Below are 6,003 nucleotides of genomic sequence, written 5' to 3' on the forward strand. Positions count from 1 at the left end.
CCTGCTGCCGTAGCACCGCTTCGATTTCGCCCAGCTCGATGCGGTAGCCACGCACCTTCACCTGGTTGTCCGCCCGGTTGACGTATTCCAGCGTCCCGTCCGCGTGCCACCGCACACGGTCTCCCGTCCGGTACATCCGGCTGCCCGTGGTGCCATTCACTTCCGGCAGGAACCTCTCCGCCGTCAGCTCCGGTCGCCCCAGGTACCCCCGCGTCACTCCCTCTCCCGCGATGTACAGCTCGCCGGGGACACCTACTGGGACGGGTTGCAGCGACGCGTCCAGCACGTAGACGCGCGTGCCCGCGATGGGGCGGCCAATCGGCACCGGGCCCACACCTTCCTCCACCGCGTACGCCGTCGACCAGACTGTCGTCTCCGTCGGGCCGTACACGTTCCACACCGAAGCGCAGCGCTCCCGCAGCGCCTTCGCCAACTCTCTGGGCAGGGCTTCGCCTCCCGTCAGCGCCTTCACGCTCGGGCCCTTCCACCCTGCCTCCAGCAGCAGCCTCCACGTGCTCGGCGTTGCCTGGAGCACCGTCGCTGCACTCGCCTCCAACAGCGCGCTCAGCTTCTTGCCGTCCACCGCCGTCTCGCGCGGGGCCACCACCACCTTCGCTCCCACCGACAGCGGCAGCAGCAGCTCCAGCACCGCGATGTCAAATGACAGCGTCGTCACCGCCACCAGCACGTCCTGCGCCTTCAGGCCCGGCGCTTGCGCCATCGCGGAGAGGAAACGAGCCACCGCCCCGTGCGGCACCTGCACGCCCTTCGGGCGTCCCGTCGTTCCCGACGTGTAGATGACGTACGCCACCGACTCCGACGCCACTTCCACGCCCAACGGGGACGAATCCTCATGCCCGTAGACGTCCGCGTCCCCGTCCAGCGACAAAACCTTCGTCGTCGGCGACTCCAGCCCGGCTCGCAGTGACTGCTGCGTCACCAGCACCGCCATCCCGCTGTCGTCCCGCATGTACGCCAGCCGCTCCGGCGGGAAGGACGGGGCCAACGGCACGTAGCTGGCCCCTGTCTTCAGGATGGCCAAGAGCGCCACCACCATCGCTTCCGAGCGCTCCACGTACAGGCCCACCCGGGCCTCCGGCTTCACTCCCTGCTTCACCAGGTGCCGCGCCAGCTGGTTCGCCTTCGCTTCCAGCGCCGCGTACCCCAGCTCGCGGCCCTCGAAGACGACCGCCACGGACTCCGGCGTCTTCCTCACCTGCGCTTCGAACGCCGAGTGCATCCCGACGCCCACCAGCGCCGCGGGCTTCGTCTCGTTCCACTCCACCAGCAGCTGCTTGCGCTCCGCCTCCGTCAGCCAGGACAACGCGTCCACCGGCACCGAGGGGCGTGCGACCACGTCCTCGAGCAGGACGCGCAGATGCTCCACCAGCCGATCCATCGTCGGCGCGGCGAACAGGTCCGTGTCGTACTCCAGGGTGCCGCGCAGGCCGTCCGCCGTCTCCGAGAGCTGCATCAGCAGGTCGAACTTCGCCGTGCGCGTCTCCAACTCCAGCGCCTGCAACTTCAGGCCCTGCACCGTCACCGGGCCACGGGACGCGTTCTGCAGGATGAACATCACCTGGAACAGAGGACTGCGGCCCATGTCCCGCACGGGTTGGAGCGCTTCCACCAGCCGCTCGAAGGGCAGGTCCTGGTGCTCCGTCGCGCCCAGGACCGTCTCGCGCACCTGTTGCAGCAGCGCGCGGAACGTCAGCGCCCGCGTGAACCGGGCGCGCAGCACCAGCGTGTTCACGAACACACCGATGAGCTCTTCCAGCTCCGAGCGCGTCCGGCCCGCCATCGGCGTGCCCACGCTCACGTCATCCTGCCCCGAGTACCGGGACAACAGCGTCTGCCACGCCGCCAGCAGCACCATGAAGAGCGAGGCCCCTTCACTCCGGCCCAGATTCTTCAAGCCCTCCGTCAACTCGCGGGAGAACACGACACTGCGCTGCGCACCCCGGTAGGCCCGCACGGCCGGACGAGGCTTGTCCGTCGGCAGTTCCAGCACGGGCGGCGCACCGCGAAGCTGCTCGCGCCAGTATCCCAGCTGCGCCTCCAGCACCTCCCCCTGCAACCAGCCCCGCTGCCACGCCGCGTAGTCCGCGTACTGCATCCGCAGCGGAGGCAGGGGCGACCGCGCGCCTTGCGCGAACGCGCCGTAGAGCGTCGCGACCTCGCGCACGAGTACGTCCAGCGACCAGCCGTCCGACACGATGTGGTGCATCGTCACCACGAGGACGTGGCGGTGATCCTCCAGCTTCAGCAACAGCACCCGCAGGAGCGGCCCGTTCGCGAGATCGAACGGACGCAGGATCTCTTTTTCGATCCGCGTCCGCGCCAGGGGCTCCCGCTCCGGCCCGGCGGTCTGCGACAGGTCTCGCACCGCCATTGACAGGCCGACTTCCGGCCAGACGCGCTGGACCGGTCCGGAAGGCCCGTCCACGAACGTCGTGCGCAACGCCTCGTGGCGGCGCGTCACTTCGCTCAGGGCGCGCTCCAGCACGTCCACGTTCAGCTCGCCCTCCAGCCGCATCGCGACCGGCATGTTGTAGAGAGGGCTTCCCGGCTCGAGCTGATCCATGAACCACAAGCGCTGCTGCGCGAAGGACAAGGCCTGCGGCGCGTCGCGCGACGTGCGCACCAGCCGGGGACCACTGGGCTGGACGCCCTGCGCCAGCCGACCCGCCAGAGCCTCCACCGTCGTTGCTTCGAACAGCACGCGCAGCGGGACTTCGGTTTCCAGTTCCGCACGCACTCGCGACGCCACCTGCATGGCCAGCAGCGAGTGACCGCCCAACGTGAAGAAATTGTCCTTCACGCCCACTCGCGGCACTCGCAACACTTCCGCCCAGATGGCCGCCAGTTTTGCTTCCGTCTCCGTGCGCGGCGCTTCGTACGTATTCCCCGCCGTCGGTGCCTCCGGCTCCGGAAGGGCCTTGCGGTCCACCTTGCCGTTGGAGTTCAGCGGCAGTGCCTCCAGCACCACCACCGCTCCCGGCACCATGTACTCCGGCAGCCGCTGACGCAGGCTGGCCTTCAACGCCTCCGCTTCCAGCGTCGCGCCTGCCTTCGGCGCCACGTACGCCACGAGCCGCTTCTCCGCCCCCTCCCCCTTCGCCACCACGACGACTTCCTTCACCGACTCCTGCTGCCGCAGCGCCGACTCCACTTCGCCCAGCTCGATTCGGAAGCCGCGCACCTTCACCTGGAAGTCCACACGGCCCAGGTACTCCAGCACTCCGTCCGCCCGGTACCTCACCCGGTCCCCCGTGCGGTACATCCGGCTGCCCGCGGGGCCGTACTCTTCCGGCAGGAACTTCTCCGCCGTCAGCTCCGGCCTCAGCAGGTAGCCCCGCGCCTGGCCTTCTCCCGCCAGGAAGAGTTCTCCAGCGACACCGACGGGCACCGGCTGGAGGTACTTGTCCAACACGTACGCCCGCGTGTTGGTGAGCGGCCGGCCGATGTTCGGCACCTCCTCGCGCCCCACCAGCGACCATGTCGAATACGTCGTGTCTTCCGACGGGCCGTACAGGTTGTACAGCTTGCGCACCGTGGGGATGCCGTACACGTCCTTCGCCAGCGTCTCCGGCAGCGCCTCGCCTGCGAGGCTGAGGACTCGCACTGACGGCGGCACCGCATTCAGCCGCACCAACTGCGCCATCGCCGACGGCACCGTGTTGATGAGCGTGACTTCCGCATCCGGCTTCTCCTCTGCCAGGTGCAACGCGTTGCGCACCACCACCACGCTGCCGCCCCTCACCAGCGGCGCGAAGAGTTCGAAGACGGAGAGGTCGAAGTTCAAGCTCGTCGCCGCCAGTACCGCCTTCGTCTCCTCTTCTTCGAACGTCTCCGTTGCCCACGAGAGGAACGCCACCGCATTCCGGTGCGTCACCGCCACGCCCTTCGGACGGCCTGTACTTCCCGACGTGTAGATGAGGTACGCCACGTTTTCCGGGCGCAGCGCTGTCTCCGGCGCCTCTTCCGGCTCCGTGGCCAACTTCGTGTCCGTGTCCAGGCAGACAGCCCGCGCAGTGAAGGCGGGCAGCGACTCCAGCAGGTGCGAGTGCGCCACCAGTGCCGGGCCTTGCGCGTCCTCCAGCAGCCAGCCCAGACGCTCCTTCGGGTAGCTCGGGTCCAGCGGCACGTACGCTCCGCCTGCCTTGAGGATGCCCAGCGTCCCCACCACCACGTCCGCCGTGCGCTCCACGCACAGGCCTACTCGCGACTCCGGCCCCACTCCCAGCTTGCGCAGCCGGTGCGCCAGTTGGTTCGCCCTCGCCTCCACCTCCCGGTACGTCAGCCGCTGCTTGCCGCTCACCACCGCCACGGCATCCGGGGTCCGCTTCGCCTGCGCCTCGAAGAGCTGTGGAATCGTCGCGTCGCGTGCGTACTCCGCCTGCGTCTGGTTCCACGTCACCAGCACCTGCTGACGCTCCACCTCCGTCAGGAGGGGCAGCCGGCCCACTGCTGCTTCCGGCTTCGCCACCACGCCTTCCAGCAGCACGCGCAGGTGCTCCACCATGCGCTGCACGGTTCCGGCGTCGAACAGGTCAGTGCTGTACTCCACCATGCCGCGCAGCCCCTGCGGCATCTCCGTGAAGTAGAGGCTCACGTCGAACTTCGACGTGCGGCCCTCGATGTCCATGGGCTTGAGCACCAGCCCGGCGAGCCGGGTCTCCTCCATGGGCACGTTCTGGAGGGTCAGCAGCGTCTGGAACAGCGGCGTGTGGCTGAGGCTGCGCTCCGGCTGCAACGCTTCCACCAGCTTCTCGAACGGGACGTCCTGGTGCTCGTACGCGCTCAGCACCGTCTCACGCACCTGCGTCAGCAGGGCCCGGAAGGACTGTTCGCCATCCACCTGGGCGCGCAGCACCAGCGTGTTCACGAAGAAGCCGATCAGGCCCTCGACGTCCGCGCGCGCACGGCCCGCGATGGGCGAACCCACGCTGATGTCCGTCTGCCCTGAGTAGCGGGCCATCAACACCTGCCAGCCGGCCAGCAACACCATGTAGAGCGACGCGCCCTCACGCTGTCCGAGGGCTCGCAGGGACTGCTCGAGCTCTCGCGGCCAGAGGAAGCGCTCCACTCCACCCGCTTCGCCTCGCACGGCGGGCCGCGGGCGGTCCGTGGGCAACTCCAATACAGGCGGCGCGCCCGCGAGCTTCTGCTTCCAGTGCTCCACTTCGCGCTGCAATACCTCGCCCCGCAGGGTCTGCTGCTGCCACAGCGCGTAGTCCGCGTACTGCACCGGCAACGCTTGCAGCGGCGACGGGTGTCCTTCCGCGAACGCCGCGTACAGCGCGCTCACCTCGCGCACCAACACGCCCAACGACCAGGCGTCCGACACGATGTGATGCATCGTCAGCGCCAGCACGTGCTCCTGCGCGCCCAGCTTCACCAGCAGCGCACGGATCAATGGCCCCGTCTTGAGATTGAAGGGCTTCAGCACCTCCTGCTCGACCCGGCGCCGGACTTCGACCTCCCTCTGGGACGAGGTGAAATCCTGGAGGTCCACCAACTCCAGCGGCACCTCCACCTCTACGTGGACGACCTGGATGGCCTGGTCCTGCTCCTGTGCGAACGTCGTCCGCAGGGCTTCGTGACGCCGCGAGATTTCTCGCAGGGCCTTCTCCAGGACGTCCTGGCGCAGCGTGCCGTCCAGCCGCACCGCGACCGGGATGTTGTAGAGCGGGCTCCCCGGGTCCAGCTGATCGATGAACCACAGCCGCTGCTGCGCGAACGACAACGGGCGCAGTGCATCTCCAGCCGTCCGCACCAAGGCCTTCGCCTTCGAACGGGTGGACTCCTGCATCCGGAGCGCGAACGCTTCCAGCGTCGGAGCCGCGAACAGTGCGCGCAGCGGCAGTTCCACGCCCAGCTCCTCGCGGATCCGGGAGACCACGCGCATCGCCATCAGCGAGTGCCCACCCAGCTCGAAGAAGCTGTCCTTCACTCCGACTCGCGGCACCCGCAGCACTTCGGCCCAGATGCCCGCCAGCG

1 protein-coding gene is annotated in these 6,003 nt (G+C 68.6%); it reads right to left on the reverse strand.

Translation table 11 applies throughout. The features are described from left to right. Positions 1-6,003: non-ribosomal peptide synthetase (locus tag D7X32_RS42580; RefSeq protein WP_120608213.1), on the reverse strand; the 6,003-nt coding region annotated here is incomplete at both ends.

The sequence above is a fragment of the Corallococcus carmarthensis genome (assembly GCF_003611695.1).
Taxonomy (GTDB): domain Bacteria; phylum Myxococcota; class Myxococcia; order Myxococcales; family Myxococcaceae; genus Corallococcus; species Corallococcus carmarthensis.